The sequence below is a fragment of the Alistipes sp. CAG:268 genome (assembly GCA_000434235.1).
Classification (GTDB): domain Bacteria; phylum Bacteroidota; class Bacteroidia; order Bacteroidales; family Rikenellaceae; genus Alistipes; species Alistipes avistercoris.
This window is the reverse complement of record FR891969.1, coordinates 23,037-39,989: the sequence shown is the minus strand read 5'-3', so window position 1 is coordinate 39,989 and position 16,953 is coordinate 23,037. Positions and strand designations below refer to the sequence as shown.

Annotated in this window: 13 protein-coding genes; 6 read left to right on the top strand and 7 right to left on the bottom strand. The window is 63.2% G+C overall.

Annotation, left to right across the window (positions count from 1 at the left end; all coding sequences use genetic code 11):
• Positions 1–38 precede the first annotated feature (38 nt).
• Genes mnmE through QZL63_RS01030 form a run of 5 tightly spaced genes read right to left on the bottom strand, consistent with a single transcriptional unit; the run spans position 39 to position 5,672 of the window.
• The gene (gene mnmE, locus QZL63_RS01050) at positions 39–1,394 is read right to left on the bottom strand and encodes a tRNA uridine-5-carboxymethylaminomethyl(34) synthesis GTPase MnmE (protein WP_022307502.1); all 1,356 of its coding nucleotides are present in this window, start codon (positions 1,392–1,394) and stop codon (positions 39–41) included.
• Between the two features lie 8 nt (positions 1,395–1,402).
• Complete coding sequence (locus QZL63_RS01045; protein WP_022307501.1) at positions 1,403–2,788, bottom strand: lytic transglycosylase domain-containing protein; 1,386 nt, start codon at positions 2,786–2,788, stop codon at positions 1,403–1,405.
• A gap of 2 nt (positions 2,789–2,790) precedes the next feature.
• Positions 2,791–3,960, bottom strand: coding sequence for a DUF5683 domain-containing protein (locus QZL63_RS01040; protein ID WP_022307500.1), 1,170 nt, complete (start codon positions 3,958–3,960; stop codon positions 2,791–2,793).
• Positions 3,961–3,969: 9 nt separating this feature from the next.
• Entirely contained in the window at positions 3,970–4,836 is an 867-nt protein-coding gene (locus QZL63_RS01035; RefSeq protein ID WP_022307499.1) for a ParB/RepB/Spo0J family partition protein, read from the bottom strand.
• 56 nt (positions 4,837–4,892) lie between these two features.
• The gene (locus QZL63_RS01030; RefSeq protein ID WP_022307498.1) at positions 4,893–5,672 is read right to left on the bottom strand and encodes a ParA family protein; all 780 of its coding nucleotides are present in this window, start codon (positions 5,670–5,672) and stop codon (positions 4,893–4,895) included.
• Between the two features lie 151 nt (positions 5,673–5,823).
• Between QZL63_RS01030 and QZL63_RS01025 the strand changes: the two genes are divergently transcribed.
• The 6 genes from QZL63_RS01025 to QZL63_RS01000 all read left to right on the top strand — a co-directional run bounded on the left by QZL63_RS01025 (position 5,824) and on the right by QZL63_RS01000 (position 13,649).
• Positions 5,824–6,834: a CPBP family intramembrane glutamic endopeptidase gene (locus QZL63_RS01025; RefSeq protein WP_290585432.1), complete on the top strand. Its 1,011-nt coding sequence runs from the start codon at positions 5,824–5,826 to the stop codon at positions 6,832–6,834.
• A gap of 88 nt (positions 6,835–6,922) precedes the next feature.
• Positions 6,923–7,804: a hypothetical protein gene (locus QZL63_RS01020; RefSeq protein WP_365946763.1), complete on the top strand. Its 882-nt coding sequence runs from the start codon at positions 6,923–6,925 to the stop codon at positions 7,802–7,804.
• A gap of 24 nt (positions 7,805–7,828) precedes the next feature.
• Positions 7,829–9,232: a peptidylprolyl isomerase gene (locus QZL63_RS01015; RefSeq protein WP_022307495.1), complete on the top strand. Its 1,404-nt coding sequence runs from the start codon at positions 7,829–7,831 to the stop codon at positions 9,230–9,232.
• A 7-nt stretch (positions 9,233–9,239) separates the two neighbouring features.
• Complete coding sequence (locus tag QZL63_RS01010) at positions 9,240–11,717, top strand: OstA-like protein (protein WP_022307494.1); 2,478 nt, start codon at positions 9,240–9,242, stop codon at positions 11,715–11,717.
• Between the two features lie 60 nt (positions 11,718–11,777).
• Positions 11,778–12,278, top strand: a complete 501-nt coding sequence (locus QZL63_RS01005) for an NUDIX hydrolase (RefSeq protein ID WP_022307493.1) — start codon at positions 11,778–11,780, stop codon at positions 12,276–12,278.
• Positions 12,279–12,320: 42 nt separating this feature from the next.
• Positions 12,321–13,649: a mechanosensitive ion channel family protein gene (locus QZL63_RS01000; RefSeq protein ID WP_022307492.1), complete on the top strand. Its 1,329-nt coding sequence runs from the start codon at positions 12,321–12,323 to the stop codon at positions 13,647–13,649.
• Here QZL63_RS01000 and QZL63_RS00995 read toward each other — a convergent pair.
• Together QZL63_RS00995 and QZL63_RS00990 are read right to left on the bottom strand one after the other, a co-directional pair.
• Entirely contained in the window at positions 13,618–15,279 is a 1,662-nt protein-coding gene (locus tag QZL63_RS00995) for a putative transporter (protein WP_022307491.1), read from the bottom strand. The genes QZL63_RS01000 and QZL63_RS00995 overlap by 32 nt on opposite strands.
• Positions 15,280–15,443: 164 nt before the next feature.
• Entirely contained in the window at positions 15,444–16,811 is a 1,368-nt protein-coding gene (locus QZL63_RS00990) for a TolC family protein (protein WP_022307490.1), read from the bottom strand.
• Between the last annotated feature and the right edge of the window lie 142 nt (positions 16,812–16,953).

The window sequence follows — 16,953 nt, the reverse complement described above, 5'->3', positions numbered from 1 at the left end:
CTAAATGGTTATGGTTGCTTATGGCTATTTCCAAGCCATCACTTTCCGATGCAGAATTTTGAGAAGATGTTCTCTAGGACCTCGTCCGGAGCAATGGCTCCACGGCCGGTGATCTCCCCGAGGCGGCTGATCACGGGGCGGATCTCCTCGCTCAGCAGGTCTGCCGGAAGCCCTCGGTCCAATCCTTCCAATGCACTTGCCAGCGACTGTCGGGCTGCTGTCAGGGCTTCGTAGTGGCGGCTGTTCGAAACCACCGTCTCGCCGTGATAGACCCCCTCCGTGTCCACGGCATCCCGCAATGCCCGGCACAATGCCTCGATCCCGTCGCCCCGCCTGGCGGAGATGCCGATCGTTCCCTTCATGGGGCGGAACCCCTCCGGCGCCGCATCCAGTTTGTTGATGACCGTCAGCAGCCGCTGCTCCTGCCGCAGCGTGAATTCCGCGGCGGGAATGTCCCCCTCCAGATCCCGGGCGTCCAGCAGCCGGATGACCACCTGTGCCCGGCGGATGCTCTCCATCGTGCGCTCGATGCCCATCCGTTCCAATCGGTCACCCGTAGCGCGTATGCCCGCCGTGTCGAGGAACCTGAACCGCACGCCGCCGATGTTGGCCTGCTCCTCGATGACGTCCCGCGTCGTTCCGGCGATCTCCGAAACCATGGCGCGGTCTTCGTTCAGCAGCCTGTTCAGCAGCGTCGATTTCCCGACGTTCGGAGCCCCTACGATCGCCACCGCGACGCCCTCCTTGATCGCGTTCCCCAAGGCGAAGGAGTTGCGCAGGCGGTCGATCTCCCCGCCGATGCGCTCCATCGTTTCGCGCAGCGCCGTGCGGTCGGCAAACTCGACATCCTCCTCCGAGAAGTCCAGTTCCAGCTCCAGCAGCGAGGTGAGCTGCAGCAGTTTGTCCCGCAGCCCCTCCAGCTCCTCCGAGTATCCTCCGCGCATCTGGTTCGTGGCCAGCGCATGGTCGGCCCGCGACGAGGAGGCGATCAGGTCGGCGACGGCTTCGGCCTGCGAGAGGTCTATCTTTCCGGCCAGGTAGGCGCGGATCGTGAATTCGCCCGGCGCGGCCATCCGGGCCCCGGCGGCCAGCAGCAGGCGGAGGATCTCCGCGACGATGTACCGTGAGCCGTGGCACGAGATCTCGACCGAGTCCTCGCCCGTATAGGAGTGCGGGGCGCGGAAGACGGTTGCCAGCACGTCGTCGATCGTGCGGTCGCCCTCCTCCACGGTCCCGTAGTGCACCGTGTATCCGGCGGCTGCGGCAAGTGGCTCCCGGCCGCGGAAGATGCGGTCGCAACACGCCAGGGCCTCCGTGCCGCTGACGCGCACGACGGCAATGGCTCCGCCCGGCGCGGTGGCCGGCGCGACGATCGTATCGTGGTCGGGGATCATGGATGCCGTTATCTGCCTTCGATGCGGAGCCGCTGGCCGATGCGGAGCTTGTTGGCGCTCTTGATCTTGTTCCAGCGCATGATCTGCGAGACGGTCACGTGGTATTTGCGGGCGATGTGGCCCAGCGTGTCGCCCTTCTTGACGACGTAGACCGTTCCGCTGCGCTCCTGCCGTTTCTTTTCGATGTTGGCCGGGTTGATGTACTCCTTCAGGTACATCGAGTCCTTGGCCAGGATCTCCTGCTCGTGGGCGATGTATTGCGAGACGTTGCGCTGCGGGAGCACAAGCGTATAGCTGCGAGTCGTGGCGGGGATGATGTCGAGTTTGTACTGCGGGTTGAGCAGCCGCAGGGTCTCCACGGGCAGGTCGATCGTCGAGGCGATCTGCCCGAAGTGCATCAGGTGGTCGATGCGCACCGTGTCCACGGCCAGCGGAATGGGGGCCGCTTCGGGTTCGATGTCGTGCAGCCGGTGGTAGGTGTAGGCGTACGAGGCGCCGATGAATGCCGGGAGGTAGCCGCGTGTCTCGCGGGGCAGGTAGTCGTAGATCTCCCAGAAGGTCTTGCCGCCGGAGCGCGCCATGGCCTTGTTCACGTTGCCCGGACCGCAGTTGTAGGCGGCGATGGCCAGCGTCCAGTCGTTGTAGATGGCGTAGAGGTCCTTCAGGTAGCGGCACGCCGCCTCGGTGGCGCGCACCGGATCGCGGCGCTCATCGACCAGCGAGTTGATCTCGAGCCCGTAGCTCTTGCCCGTGGCGGGCATGAACTGCCACAGTCCGACGGCTCCGGCGGGGGAGACGGCCGTGGCCGAGAGGGCCGACTCGATGATCGGCAGGGCGCGCAGCTCGATGGGCAGGTCGGCGCGCAGCAGCTCCTCCTCGATCATCGGGAAGTAGTACTGCGACAGGCCGAGGATGCGGCTGATCGTGTGGTAGCGGGGGCTGATGTATCGGTCGATGTATCCCTTGACGATGTAGTTGTAGGCCAGCGGGATCGGCGAGGCCAGGTCGCGCAGCCGGCGCGTGTATACCGAGTCGGGGGTCTTGTCGGCAGCGATGGCTGTGGCCATGGCGGTCGAGTCCTCCAGCACAAACTGGTCGAAGAACTCCACGAACGACTCCAGCTGCTGCCGCTCCTGCCATACGGCCACCAGCGAGTCCGCCTGCTCGGGCGAGAAGCCCAGCGAGAGGTCCGTCTGCTGCGGCTCGGGTTCGGGTTTGGGTTCGGGCAGCGTGTCGGTTACGGGCTGCACGGCGGGTGCAACGGGTGCGGGCTGGGCCGTCTGTTCGGTGCGGTCTTTCTTGCGGTCGCGTCTCTTTTTGCGGGGATTGCGGTCGAGGGCCGAGGCCGAGGCCGTGACGGCGATGAGCAGCGCGAGGGTCAGGAGCTTTTTCATGTTCAGAATTTGAGACTCATGTTGAACCCGAATACCGGGCGGTTGGCGTTCATGCTGGGGATGTAGGGATAGTCCACCAGCGGTTCGAGGTTCATTGTGAGGTCGTCCGATATGTCGTAGTCTTTCAGGTGCGCATCAACGTGGGCATCGATGATCTGCAGGGCGTAGAGCGCTCCCGAGATGATGATGCAGAGGTCGCGGTTGCGGCGGAAGTTGTCGCGCATGTTCTTGATGTAGCTTGCCGAGTAGCGGCCCTGAAACTCGTCGGTGGGGCCGTTGGGGTATTTGTCGGGATGCTGCTCGTAGTCGGCCAGCAGGTTGTAGGCCTTCTTGAAGCGCTGGAAGCCGCGGTTGTTCCAGTCGATGCAGTAGATCATCGAGGCGAATCCGCCGACGACGAACGGCACCTTCCAGTAGCTTCGGTTGTAGATCTGCCCGGCGCCCGGGAAGATGCAGGCCAGCGTCGTGGCCTTCTTGACGTTCGAGACGTCGTTGGTCGAGTAGTTCACCGCGGCGTCGCCGATGAAATAGATGTACGAGGCGATAGTGATGCCCAGGTAGAGCTGCCGCCGCGTGTTGCTGCGGATCATCTTCGTCTGCAGGGCGTCGAGCTCGGGCGTGCGCGAGAGACTCACGTCCGTGTAGGCGTCGTAGGCGCGCTTGAGCGGCTTGAACTTGCGGTTTTCGTTGATGAAGAGGGCCAGTCCCGTGCCGACCGTTCCGTAGAGGATCGGCAGCTTCCAGTATTGCTTGTTGTAGACCTGTCCGTATCCGGGCAGGACGGTCGAGAGCCAGCAGACCTTCGAGAGCGACATCGAGTCGCTCATGAACCACCGCTTGCGGGGTGCGGGCCTACGGGTCGTGGTGTCGATCCCCTGCCGGGCCGCGGCGAAGCGGGCTTCGGCCAGCGAGTCGAGCAGGTGGAGGTCGTCGGTGCGCAGCGAGGCGACGGCTGCCGAGTCGGCGGCGTAGTCGGCCCGGGCCATCGAGTCGATCTGCCGGGCGATCTCCGCCACGCGCAGCGAGTCGCGCTGGCGCTGGAGCGAGTCCGGCTTTTCGAACTGACCGCCCCGCACGAGCGTGCGGGCGCCGCGGTGGAGCTGCGCTTCGGCGGGGAGCCACAGCGTACACGCTGCGAGCAGTACGAGGAGTTTGAACCGGAGACCTGCCATTGCCATTCGTTAGGAACGCTGCGAGAAACGTTCGATGAAACGTTCGATGTCCTTGTCGTCCGAGAAACCGATGACGATGCGTCCGCCCCCGTTTTTCGTCCGTTTGATCGAGATCTCCTGCGAGAAGCAGGGCTCGAGCAGCTCGACCAGCCGCGAATAGCTTTCGGGATACTCCTCCTCTTCGGGCTGTGCGGGTTGTGCGGGCGTTTCACTCAGCATGCGGACCAACTCTTCGGCCTGTCGGACCGAGAGCCCCTTCTTGACGCAGCGCTTCAGTACGCGCAGCTGCTGTTCGGCCGGGGCGCCGGCGATGGCCTTGGCGTGGCCCATCGAGATAAGCCCCTCCTTGAGGGCCAGCTGCACCTCGTCCGGGAGCTTGAGCAGGCGCAGGTAGTTCGATACCGACGACCGTTTCTTGCCCACTTTCTCCGAGAGGGCGTCCTGCGTCAGGTGGCACTCGTCGATGAGCCGCTGCATGCCGAGGGCGATCTCTATGGCGTTGAGGTCCTGGCGCTGGATGTTCTCGACGAGGGCCATGGCATGGAGGTTCTCGTCGTCCACCTCGCGGATGTAGGCCGGCAGGCTCTTCAGGTCGGCGCGCTGTGCGGCCCGCCAGCGGCGCTCGCCACTGATGATGATGTACTTTCCGCCGTCGGTCCTTTTGACCGTGACGGGCTGGATGACGCCCAGCTGCCGGATCGAGTCGGCCAGTTCGTCGAGCGCCTCCTCGTCGAACTGCGTGCGCGGCTGCGTGGGGTTGGGGATGATGTCGGCGATGTCGATCTCGGCCATCTCGCTCATCGGCTTGAGCTTGACGTCGATCGGATCACTCCCGAAAATCGCGTCCAGGCCGCGTCCTAATCCCTTCTGTTTCATATCTTTGTGTGCTTTATTTGCGTCTCTTCGCTCGCCGGAGGTCGGTGGCGGAGTGTCTATTTCTGCGCCGCCGGACGTTTCCGGTTGCGCTTGAGGAATTCGCGGGCCAGGTTCAGGTAGTTCTCCGAACCCACGGCGCTCGCGTCGTAGAGCATGACGGGTTTTCCGTGCGAGGGGGCTTCACCCAAACGGATGTTACGCTGGATTATTGTGTCGTAGGCCAGGGGGCCGAAGTGTTCGCGGACCTCGTTCACCACCTGGTTGTTCAGACGGTTGCGCATGTACATCGTCAGCAGGAATCCCTCGATCTCGAGGTCGGGGTTGAGGCCGCTCTTGACCTTGCGGATCGTGTTGAGCAGCTTCGAGAGCCCCTCGAGGGCCAGATATTCGCACTGCACGGGAATGAGCACCGAGTCGGCCGCGGTGAGGATGTTCACCGTGGTGTAGCCCAGCGAGGGGGAGCAGTCGATGAAGATGTAGTCGAACTTCCCGCGCACGGCATCGACGATGCGCTTCATCACGTGGTGTGCGTTCTCCATCTTGGGCAGTTCCGTGTCGGCGGCCACCAGGTCGATCGACGAGGGCAGCAGCCAGAGGTTCTTCACGTCTGCACTTGCGAGGATCACCTCCTCGGGCTGCTTCAGCCCGGCGATGCACTCGTAGATGCCCTCGAGGTTGATGTCGAACCCGAGTCCCGAGGTGGCGTTGGCCTGCGGGTCGGCATCGAGCAGCAGGACCTTCTTGCCCAGCAGGGCGAGCGATGCCGCCAGGTTGATGGCCGTGGTGGTCTTTCCCACGCCGCCCTTCTGATTGGCTAATGCGATAACCTTTGCCATAATTTCGTTCATGCGTATAATAAGCAGGCAAATTTAATGAAATTAAATGGAATTCCGCAATCGTCGTGCAAAATTGCGTGTCGGGAAATTTGTTTTTGCCGGGGGCTTGCACTATCTTTGGACACGGAATGAACTGACTTTAAGCAAGACTATGGAAGCGAAAAAGGAGGATCGGGCGGAACTGCATTCCGCCGGACGCAGCGGGGCCCCGGCAACGGGCCGGGAAGAGGTCGGGCAGGCATCGGGAGTGGAGGCTCCGGCCTCCGGCGCAAAGAAGGATGCGGCAGCCGAAGCGGCGAAGGAGCGGACGGGCGGCGCCGCGAGGACGGCCCCTCAGGGACTCCCCGAGCGGAAGTTCCCGACCATCGGCGACCTGTTTGCCATGCTGGGCGTGGTGCTCGGGGCACAGGTCGTGATCGGGCTGCTCGGCATGCTGTTCCTGCAGTTTGCCGTCCCCGGGTCCGATTTCAAGGCGATGGCGCCCGAGGCGCTCGGACGGTTCAATGCCGTGGTCTACGTCGTCTCGATGGCCGCGGCGCTGGGCGGACTCCTCTATTACCGTCGCGCGCGCGGAGGACGCGGCCGCTGGGCCCGCTTCTCGACGCGGGGGCTCAATCCCGCGCTGCTGCTGTGGGGCTTCGTGCTGATCTGCGCCGCCGGCGTGGTGCTCGAACCCCTGCTGGCGCAGCTCCCCGATCTTTCGCTCAACGTCGGGCGCGGCCTTTGGACGCTGCTCATGCTCGTGCTTTTCGCCCCCGTCCTCGAGGAACTGATCTGTCGCGGGCTGGTGCTCGGGACGCTGCGTGCCCGCTACGGCGTGACGCTCGCCTGGCTCGTCTCGGCACTCTTCTTCGGGGTGATGCACCTGCAGCCCGTGCAGGTCATCAACGCCTTCGTCGTGGGACTGATCCTCGGCTATGTCTACATCTCGACTGACTCGCTCTGGTCGGTGATGATCCTCCATGCGATGAACAATGCCGTGGCCTACCTGATGATGATCACCGGACACGCCAACACGTTGCTGATCGATCTGATCCACAACCGGGTGGTCTACGTGGCGGTCTATGTCGTCGCCGTGGCGCTGCTCATCGTTTCGGGCCGGATGATGCTTCTGGCGCTGCGCCGGATCAAGGAGGCGGAGAAAAATCGGGCTGCTGCGTAATAAACGCCGCCATGTTGCGTTAATTACGAGTAAAAAGGCTATCTTTGCCCTTCGGAATATGAATTTGCGCGCGAAAATAACGGTCGCGGTGGGTGCCTTGCTGCTGGTCGGATGCCGGGAGCTGCCGCGTTATTTCACCAGCGACGAGACCGTCGCCCGTGCCGGCGACCGGGAGCTCCGCATGCGCGACCTGCGTTCGGTCGTGCCGCAGGGGCTCTCGGGCGAGGACAGTGCGGCCTTTATGCGCAAGTACATCGACCGCTGGGTGGTCAAGCAGCTCAAGCTCAAGGAGGCCGAGGTGCTCTTCTCCTCGTCGGCCGACGACATCGACCGCATGGTCGAGGAGTACCGTCAGGCGTTGCTGATCCGCAAGCTCGACCAGTATTATGTCGATCGCTCGATCGACACGGTCTTCACCGATGACGAGATCTCGGCCTACTACCGCGAGCACAAGGCCGATTTCCGGCTCGACCGCTCCATCGTCAAGGGCCGTATCGTCCGTTTCGACCTGGGTTACCGGCAGGCGGCCAAGCTTAAGACGGCGATGGCCTCCTCTTCGGAGGCGCAGCAGCGCGATTTCCGCGACATCTGCACCAAGAACGACTTTCAGGTGAGTGATTTCCGCGAGCAGTGGATCGACTTCCCGGAGTTCCTGAGCTACCTGCCGACGCTGCGCTCGCAGAACTACGACTCGGTACTCGGTACGACGGTCGTGCAGGAGATGCGCGACGGCCATTCGCGCTACTACTTCCAGATCCTGGAGGTGCGCCGCGAAGGGGAGCCCATTCCGCTCGAGCGGCTGCGGCCGACGATCCGCCGGATCCTCTTCAACCGGCGCCAGAGCGAGATCATCCGCCGGCACGAGGAGGAGCTGGACGCACAGGCTCGTGAGGATGGCGACGTCCGGATTTACGGCCGCGACCACGAGGCGGATGAAGAACCGAACAAGGAACCGAACAAGGAAAAATAACCTAAACAAACGCAAACAGGCAAAATGTTGAAAAAAGGGATATTGGCGGCAGCCCTGATGCTGCTGGCGGCCGGGGTGGTCGGCCAGCGCCGTCAGGTGATGCTCGACAAGGTAGTGGCCGTCGTGGGCGGCTCGTCGATCGTCTATTCCGAGGTGGCCGACTATGCGCGTCAGCTCGTCGAGCAGCGCCGGCAGGAGGGCTACACCTCGGACCGCGATCCGATGAACGAGGCGCTCGAGGCGCTCATGACGCAGAAACTGCTCTACAATCAGGCGCAGATCGACTCGGTGGAGATCAACAGCAACGATATCCTCTCGCAGGTCGAGGATCAGGTGCAGCAGATGGTCGATATGGAGGGCTCGATTTCGAAACTCGAGGCCAAGCAGCACATGGCCATCTTCAACATCCGCGAGATCCTCCGCCAGCGCTACGAGGAGCAGGCCTACGCCAGCGCCATGCAGCGCGAGGTGGTGAGCAAGGTGACCGTGATCCCGGGCGAGGTAGAGCGCTATTACAAGTCGCTCTCGAAGGACAGCCTGCCGACGATCGCCGACCAGTATGTCTACGCGCAGATCACGAAGTTCCCCAAGTCGATGAAGGAGGCCAAGCAGCGTGCGCGCGAGCGGCTGCTCGACATGCGTGAGCGGGTCATTACGGGCAAGGCGCGATTCGACAACCTGGCCCGCATGTATTCGGTCGATGGCACGGCGCTTCGCGGCGGTGAGATGGACCCCACGCCGCTGGCCGGTCTGGACGAGGCCTTCGCCAAGACGCTTGAAGGGATGAAGCCCGGGCAGATCTCCGAGGTGGTCGAGTCGCAGTTCGGCTTCCACATCATCCAGCTGCTCGACAAGCGCGGCCAGCTCTACCATTTCCGGCACATCCTGCTGCGTCCCGAGTATACGAGCGACGAACTGGGCGAGACGCTCAACCAGCTCGACAGTATTGCCGACCTGATCCACAAGGATTCGATCACGTTCGAGAAGGCGGCGCTCCGTTTCTCGGACGATGCGGCCTCGAAGATGAACGGGGGCATCGTCTCGAACCACGATATTCTGGAGCGCTACCAGGCCTTCGATGCCAAGCTGACCGTCACGAAGTTCCTCAAGGAGGACTTCGGCCGGTTCAAGAGCCTCGACGACTACAATGCGCTGATTCGTCTCAAGCCGGGAGAGGTGTCGGATGCCTTCCTGACCGAAGACCTGCTGGGCAACCAGCTGGGCAAGATCGTCAAGCTGGTGGAGGTGATTCCGACGCATCCGGCCTCGCTCAACGAAGACTACCTCCGACTCGAGGAGATGGCCCTGCAGGACAAGCAGGAACGTGTGTTCCGCGAGTGGCTGACCAAGAAGATCGACGGCATGTACGTCTTCATCGATCCCGAATACCGCAACGGGGAGTTCGAGAACAAACACTGGGTGAAATAACGTCGGGGTGCGTAGGTTTCTGTCCATAGCCATCTGCCTCTCGGCTGCGGTCGGCTTCCTGTCCGCCCGCAGCGGCATGCCCGCTCCCGACGGGGAGGAGGGCGAGAAGAAACTCATCGACCTCAAGTCGGACCTGATGGGCCCCGTGGCTCCCGGGGATACGGCGATATTCCTGGTGGGCAACTTCGCCGCACAGCACAACGGTGCGGTGATCACGTGCGATTCGGCCGTCCGCTATTCGGACACACGCATCGAGTTCTTCGGCAACGTCCTCATCAACAAGAATACGACCTACATCTACGGCGACAGGGCCGAGTATGACGGCGACCGGAACGAGGCGCGGGTTTATTCCGACATCGTGAAGGTGATCGACGGCGACGCGACGCTCTATACCTACGAATTCCTCTTCAACACGAAGGAGAACATCGGCGAGTTCGGCGGCGGGGGCGTGCTGACCAACCGCGACAACCTGCTCGAATCGGTGCGCGGCTACTACTATGCCGACACGAAGGAGCTGATTGCGGTCGAGCGGGTCGAGATGCGCAACGACGAGTACGAACTTACGGGCGACTCGGTGGTCTACAACATGGCCACCGACAACGCTTTCTTCTACGACCGGACCAACATCTGGAACCGCGACGGCGACTACCTCTACGCCGACCGCGGGGCCTACGAGAAGGCCGATACGCTCTATATTGTGACGCGCAACGGCTACCTGCTTACCGACAAGCAGGAGATGTGGAGCGACAGCATCGATTTTTACCGCATGCGCAACCACGTCATCCTGCGCCGTGACATCCAGCTCGACGATACGGAGCACAAGGTGCTGGCCTTCGGCGAGTACGGCGAGTATTGGAAGGAGCCGGGCAATGCGCTGCTCACCGACCGTCCCTCGGCCATAAGCTACGACCGTTCGCAGGGCGACTCGCTCTTCATGCGGGCCGATACGATGTACCTCTTCACGATCAACGAGGCGGCCGAACGCCGTGCCGCCGAGCGTCGCGCCGCCGAGCAGGCTCGGGCCGATTCGCTGGCGGCTCTCGGTCTGCAGGCGGATGCGGAGCATGTCCCGACGGCCGCTGCCGACGGGAACCGTCCCGTCCCGTCCGGGGACGATGCGGAGACGGCCTCCGACAGCCAGGTTCCCGACGCCGTACTTCCCGATGCTTCCGATCTGCCGGCTTCCGAGTCCGATCTGCCCGGCGAGGCCGTTCCGGCCGATTCGCTGCCGACGCAGCATCCTGTCGGCTCCGACTCGCTCTCCGCGCCCGCAATCGATCCGCTCGATACACTGGTCGGCGATGCCCGCAAGGCCTATCTCAAGGAGCAGGAACGCAAGGCCCGTGCGGCGGCCAAAGCCGCGAAGGAGAAGGCCCGGAAGGCCGAACTCGACGAGATCGCCGAGCGCCGCCAGCAGAAGGCCACGGCCAAGCTCATGGCCCAGAAGGAGCGCGAGGAGAAGCGCCTCGAAGCTCGCCGGCTCAAGGCCGAGTCGAAACTTAGGGCGCGTCAGGCCCGTGCGGCGCGCAAGGGAAAGACCGTCCCGGTGGACTCCACGGCCCTGCAGGAGATCGATTCGCTGCTGGAGAAGAATGCCGTCGAGCAGGATTCGCTCATCCGGCTGGCAACCGACTCGCTGACGGCCGACAGCCTTTCGCTTCTGACGGCCGATTCGCTCGATGTGGAGCAACCGGAGGCCCCCCGCGATTCGATCTACCGCCTGTTGAAGGGCTATCGCGACGTGCGGATCTACCGTTCCGACTTCCAGTCGGTCTGCGACTCGATGACCTCGATCAGCACCGACTCGACGATCCACCTCTACATCAACCCCGTGCTGTGGAACCAGAGCAACCAGGTGACCTCCGACGTGATGGACATCTACACCGAGCGGCAACAGCTGGCGCGCGCCGAGTTCGTCGGTTCGCCGATGATGGTGGCCCAGCTCGATACGACGCACTACAACCAGGTGGCCGGCAAGGAGATGACCTCCTATTTCCGCAACAACGAGATCTACCGCAACGACGTGAACGGCAACGCGCAGACGATCTACTACATGCAGGACGGCGAACCGCCCCAGATCACCGACGTGGGTTTCATCGAGAGCGGCGACTGTTCGTTCTACATCGAGGGCAAGCAGGTCGTGACGATCGTTTACCGGCAGGATCCCGTCTGGAACCTCTATCCGATCGATAAACTTCCGGCCGACCAGGAGCTCTTCCTCAAGGGCTTCCGATGGGAGGGTGCTCGCCGTCCGTCGCAGCGAGATGTCTTCGACCGGCGGATCCGGCCTACGCTGCGGCCCGAGAAGAGCGTCCTGCCGCACCGCGGCCCGAGAAGAGCGCCCTGCCGCACCCGTCGTTCCCGTTGCGCGAGGCCCTCGAGCAGCGCAAGAAGTCCCTCTCCGAGGCCGGACGCTGGTCCGACCGTACGGATCAGGTCGATGCCGCCACCGTCGAATGGATGCGCTCGCTGGGCTATGAGGTAGGCCAGCCCCGCGAGTCGGGCCCGGCTCTGTAGGCTGGTGAAGATATCTTGAGATCAAGAGATGAAAAGCGATAACGCACAGGAACTTTTCCCGGTAGTCGATCCGTCGGGCCGTGTCATCGGCAGCGCCACGCGCGGCGAGTGCCACGGCGGTTCGATGCTGCTCCACCCGGTCGTGCATCTGCATCTGTTCAACTCCCGCGGGGAACTCTACCTGCAGCGGCGCCCCGACTGGAAGGATATTCAACCCGGCCGGTGGGATACGGCCGTCGGTGGGCACGTCGCCTACGGCGAAACGGTCGAGGAGGCGTTGCGTCGCGAGGTCCGCGAAGAGATCGGCGTGACGGAATTCACTCCCGAACGCATTGCGGTCTACGCCTTTCGTTCGGAGCGCGAGTACGAACTGGTCTACGTCCACCGTACCTGCTATGACGGGACGGTATGTCCGAGTGACGAACTCGACGGAGGCCGCTTCTGGAGCCGCGAGGAGATCCTCGGTTCCGTGGGCAAGGGAATCTTCACACCCAATTTCGAGGGGGAGATCGGGTTGCTCTTTCCGTAGCGGAATGCCGCTTCCGGCCCGGTAATTGCGGGGCGGAGGAGCATGCAATCGATTCTGAAACGTGGTACCGACATCCTGCTCGGCTGGCTGGGTGTCTCCTCCGATTCCGGCGGCTGGGACCGCTGGGTCGCCTTCCTGCTGGTCATTCTCTTCGCCGTGCTTTTCGACTTCCTTTGTCGGCTGCTTTTGGTGCGGAACGTGCGGCGGTTTGTCGAACGTACCCGTGCCAGATGGGACGATGCGCTCTTCAGCGTCCGGGTCCTGCGCAATGTCTGCCACGTATTGAGTGCCATCCTGCTGGCCGTCGTGCTGCCGGTGGTTTTCGAGGAGCGTTCCGAGGTTCGGACCATCGTCCTGCGGCTGATGCAGGGTTATGTCGTGGTCTCGATCTTCCGGCTGATCAATGCCCTGCTCTATGCCTTTTTCCACATCGCCGCATCGCGCCCGGCCTGGCAGAACAAGCCGATCAAGGGGTTGCGGCAGACTGCCCAGGGAACGGCTGTTCTGATCTGTGTCATTCTCGTCGTATCGATTCTCATTGACAAATCGCCGAGACTGCTGCTTACCGGTCTGGGGGCCTCGGCCGCGATCGTGATGCTGGTCTTTAAGGACAGCATTATGGGATTTGTGTCCGGTATCCAGCTGTCAGCCAACGATATGTTGCAGGTCGGCGACTGGATTTCGGTCCCCAGGTACGGAGCTGACGGAACGGTCGAGGAGGTGTCGCTCACCACCGTGAAGATCCGCAACTGGGACAACACGATCGTTATGCTGCCGCCCTATCTGCTCACCTCGGATTCGTTCCAGAACTGGCGGGGCATGCAGCAGTCGGGAGGACGGCGTGTGATGCGCTCGGTCTCGATCGACATGACGAGCGTGCGCTTCTGTACGCCCGAAATGCTGGACCGCTACCGCCGGATCGACCTGATCCGCGACTACATCGATCGGACCGAGCAGCGGATCGAGCGCTACAACGCCGAGCACGGAATCGCGGCCTGTGAGCGGAGAATCAACGGGTTGCATCAGACCAATCTGGGCATTTTCCGTGCCTATCTGGTACGCTATCTTCAACAGGAGGTTCCGGTGAACCGATCCATGACCCTGATGGTGCGGCAGATGCAGCCGACCGAGACCGGGCTGCCGATGCAGCTCTATTTCTTTACCGATACGGTGGTGTGGGAGGAGTACGAGGGCATCCAGTCCGACGTCTTCGACCATGTGCTGGCCGTGATCCCGGCTTTCGACCTGAGGGTCTTCCAGAATCTCTCGAGCGGCGATCTGGCCGGATTGCGTGCGGCGGCCGAGCCCCTTTCCGCCGTTTCGTCGGGATGTGCGTCCGCTACAGGAAGAGCATCAGCATCACCTGAATGACGATCACGCGCAGGAACATGCAGACGGGGTAGACCGTGGCGTAGGAGACCGACGGGTTGTCGCCCTGGATTGTGTCGTTGGCATAGTTGAGTGCCATGGGATTGGCCATCGCCCCGCAGAGCAGTCCCGAGAGCGAGCCGAAATCGACCTTCAGTATCCGCATCGTGATGACGCCGACGATCACCACAGGGACGAACGTCAGCAGGAATCCGAGCCCCAGCCACAGCAGCCCCTCGGGGCGCATGACCGTCTCGAAGAAGTGCGTTCCGGCGTCGAGCCCCAGGCAGGCGAGGTACATCGAGAGACCCAGGGCGCGCAGCATGAGGTTGGCGCTCTGGGTGGTGTAGGTGATCATGTGCATACGCGGACCGAACGTGCCGATCAGGATGCCCACGATGATCGGACCTCCGGCCAGTCCCAGTTTCACGGGAATCGAGATGCCGGGGATGGCGATGGGGATGCTTCCGAGCGTCAGTCCGAGGATGAGCCCGATGAAGACCGCCACGAGGTTGGGTTCGTTGAGGCTCTTTACGGCGTTGCCGAGGATCTTCTCCACGTTCTTGATCGCCTGGGCTTCGCCCACGACCGTCAGCCGGTCACCCAGCTGCAGCCGCAGGTCGGGCGTGGCGAGCAGCTGTACGCCCGAACGGTAGACGCGGCTGATGTTGATGCCGTAGTTGTTGCGCAGGCGCAGCGAGGCGAGTTTCTTGCCGTTGATCTCGGGACGGGTGACGAGGATGCGCTGCGAGATGAGTTGCCCGTCTACCGAGTTCCAGTCGATATTCTCCTTGTTCCAGTCCTTCTGCTCCTGCTCGCCGAAGATCAGGCGCAGGGCGTCGGCCTCCTCGCGGTTGGTGATCACCAGGATCACGTCGTCCTGCTCGAGCGTGCGGTCCGATGTGGGGATCGATACCTGCCCGTTGCGCCACAGCCGCGAGATGACGAAGTGGTGGTGGCTCTCCGAGGCGATCTCGTGGACGCTCTTGCCGAAGACGGCCGGGTTGGTGAGGTGGTAGCTGGCGATGAAGATGTTCTTCTTGTGCTCGGCGTCGGGTCCCGGCATGTCCGAAGGGCGGACAAACAGCTTGCGCATCACGACGATGGCCAGGATGACGCCGATGACGCCCAGCGGGTAGGTCACCGCGCATCCCAATGCGGCGCCGCTCGTGTCGAGCCCGATCTGCTGGAGGGTCTGCTGGGCTGCACCGAGGGCCGGGGTGTTGGTCGTAGCGCCGCACAGGATGCCCGACATGTCGGGCATCGGGACCCGGAAGGCGTAGCTCAGGGCTACGGCAAGCGCCGTGCCGAGCAGGATGACGGCGATGGCTGGCGAGATGAGGCGCAGCCCGTCGGCCCGCATCGAGCTGAAGAAACCCGGTCCGACCTGCAGTCCGAGGGCATAGACGAAGATGATCAGTCCGAAATCCTCGGCGTAGATCAGCATCGAGGGGTCGAGCGACAGCCCGAAGTGTCCGGCGAGGATGCCCACGAAGAAGATGAAGGCCGAGCCGAGCGAGATACCGAAGAAGCGGATCTTGCCCAGACCGATGCCGATCGTCGAGATGAGCGAGATCACCACGACGGCCTGCAGGGCCGAATGTTCGACCAGGAGCGCTTTAAGCCATTCCATCCGATGCGTACTGTAAATCGCTGCAAAAGTAGGTCAAATTTTCCGGATTGCCGCCTTTCGGCACCGAAAAGTGCGCTTTCCGTCTTCGAACCGGGTAAAAACGGAGCGGAGACCCCGGCCTGCAGCGTTGCATCGGGGTCTCCGCTCGGGGGATGGGACCGTGGTTAGAGCCGGAGCGGTTCGCCGCGGTAGAAGTCGAGGATCTTCGAACGGAAGACGAATTCGTATTTGGCCTGCACGGCTTCGGCCGCAGCCTTCTCCATGCGGGTCTTGGCGTCGTTGAAGTCGAAGACGGTCGAGCGGCCGGCTTCGGCTTTCGCCTGTTCGTAGCTGAAGGCCACCTCGGCCGAAGCGAAGGCGGCGTCGGCCGCGCGGTACTTGGCATAGGCGGCGTCGGCGTTGTACCACGCCTGTTCGATCTCCTTGCGCAGGGCGCGTTCGGCCTCCGTCACGGCCAGCTGCTGGCTGCGCACGGCGATGCGTGCCGTGCGGATGTTGTTGCGCGTGGCGCGGCGGTTGAAGATCGGGATGCCGAGCGACAGGCCGACATACTCCCGGCTGTTGTGGCGCATCTGTGCCCAGAACTTCGAGTCGTCGGCGCTGTATACCCCCGTGCCGTAACCTCCCGAGAGCGAGAGGGTCGGGTAGAGGGCCGAGCGGGCCACGTCCACGGCGTGCTCCGAACTCTCGAGCCGCAGCTTCTCGGCCCGGATGTGGGGTCGGTTTTCGGCGGCGTAGGCGTAGACCGCATCGGGGTTGCCGAGGTGGTGGAGCGTTTCGAGCGCCACGCTGTCGAGCACCGGCTCGACGATGTCGAATCCGGCGGCGCTTTCGCGGTTGAGCGCCTGGCTCAGGTCGAGCAGCGCCAGCTGCAGGTCGTTGCGCGACTGGGTGAGCGTCATGCGGTCGTTGGCTGCAAGCGCCTCGCTTTCGTAGACGGCCGATTCGGGCTGTTTGCCGGCGGCGGCCAGTTCGCGGCTGCGGAGTGCCTGCTGCGTGCTCAGCTCCAGCTGGCGTTCGGCCACGCCGACCATCTCCTTGCTGTAGAGCACCTGCAGGTAGAGCGTCATGACGTTGATCGCCACATCCTCGCGGATCCGTTCGAGATCCTCGATGGCGGCAGCCAGGTCCAGTTTCCCGGCCTTGATCTGGTGGTTGATCCGCATGCCCTGGAACAGGGGCATCGATGCGGAGACGTTGAGAGATCCCGAGGTCTGGTTGTTGTTGCGGTAGGTGTTGTCGCTGGTCAGGGCGCGTCCAAAGGAGGCGTCGCCGCCGATCGAGGCATTCAGGTCGGGCAGACGGCTGTAGCGGGCCGTGGAGAGCTCGATGTCGCTCCGTTCGACCTGCAGCTGCCGTTGCTGCACCTGGGTGTTGTTCTGCTGGGCGTGGGCGATGCAGTCGGCCAGCGTCCACGGAGTTCCCGGGGCGGGAGCCGCCGGGGTTGCGGGCGACGGATCGGTCTGCTGTGCGCGGAGCGGCAGGGCGGCGAGCCAGACGGCGGCGCATGCCGCGACGATGCGGGTTTTCATGGCAGGATAGGGGTTGCGGTTATTTGGTATCGATGCGGGCGCCGCGGACCTGGTCGTCGGCCGTGATGCCTCCGGTGATCTCGACGTTCACGCCGTCCGACAGGCCGATCGTGACCTCGCGCCGCTCGACGGCCTGCCCTTC

Coding starts and splice junctions, on each gene's coding strand:
- mnmE (WP_022307502.1), bottom strand. CDS start 1,394: ATGATCCCCGACCACGATACGATCGTCGCGCCGGCCACCGCGCCGGGC.
- QZL63_RS01045 (WP_022307501.1), bottom strand. CDS start 2,788: ATGAAAAAGCTCCTGACCCTCGCGCTGCTCATCGCCGTCACGGCCTCG.
- QZL63_RS01040 (WP_022307500.1), bottom strand. CDS start 3,960: ATGGCAGGTCTCCGGTTCAAACTCCTCGTACTGCTCGCAGCGTGTACG.
- QZL63_RS01035 (WP_022307499.1), bottom strand. CDS start 4,836: ATGAAACAGAAGGGATTAGGACGCGGCCTGGACGCGATTTTCGGGAGT.
- QZL63_RS01030 (WP_022307498.1), bottom strand. CDS start 5,672: ATGGCAAAGGTTATCGCATTAGCCAATCAGAAGGGCGGCGTGGGAAAG.
- QZL63_RS01025 (WP_290585432.1), top strand. CDS start 5,824: ATGGAAGCGAAAAAGGAGGATCGGGCGGAACTGCATTCCGCCGGACGC.
- QZL63_RS01015 (WP_022307495.1), top strand. CDS start 7,829: ATGTTGAAAAAAGGGATATTGGCGGCAGCCCTGATGCTGCTGGCGGCC.
- QZL63_RS01005 (WP_022307493.1), top strand. CDS start 11,778: ATGAAAAGCGATAACGCACAGGAACTTTTCCCGGTAGTCGATCCGTCG.
- QZL63_RS01000 (WP_022307492.1), top strand. CDS start 12,321: ATGCAATCGATTCTGAAACGTGGTACCGACATCCTGCTCGGCTGGCTG.
- QZL63_RS00995 (WP_022307491.1), bottom strand. CDS start 15,279: ATGGAATGGCTTAAAGCGCTCCTGGTCGAACATTCGGCCCTGCAGGCC.
- QZL63_RS00990 (WP_022307490.1), bottom strand. CDS start 16,811: ATGAAAACCCGCATCGTCGCGGCATGCGCCGCCGTCTGGCTCGCCGCC.